Source organism: Streptomyces fildesensis, from assembly GCF_016107395.1.
Lineage (GTDB): Bacteria > Actinomycetota > Actinomycetes > Streptomycetales > Streptomycetaceae > Actinacidiphila > Actinacidiphila fildesensis.
This window is the reverse complement of record NZ_JAAIKO010000367.1, coordinates 1-240: the sequence shown is the minus strand read 5'-3', so window position 1 is coordinate 240 and position 240 is coordinate 1. Positions and strand designations below refer to the sequence as shown.

Sequence of the window (240 nt, the reverse complement as noted above, 5' to 3'; positions counted from 1 at the left end):
CCATTAAATAACAGCAGATTCTAGCTTTAAGCTAAAATCTGTTCGAGTGGCTTGGGTTCCAATTTGGTTTTCTCAAGGTCCTGCAAAAGTTGGTTCTTTGCCAGCTTCTTTAGGCTGGCTAGCTCAAGGTCCTTGCTCATCTTCTTCCTGTACATTTCTGAGAAAGTAATTGGTTCGTCCAGAACAGAATTTTCTCCATCTCTGATCTTGAGAGGATACACAATTGCTTCTGGCGATGGG

1 protein-coding gene is annotated in these 240 nt (G+C 42.5%); it reads right to left on the bottom strand.

Annotated features, from left to right (window positions below; genetic code table 11):
- Window positions 1-26: 26 nt before the first annotated feature.
- The coding region (locus tag C6N31_RS47495) for a hypothetical protein (RefSeq protein WP_232486390.1) at window positions 27-240 on the bottom strand (214 nt) is incomplete at its 5' end.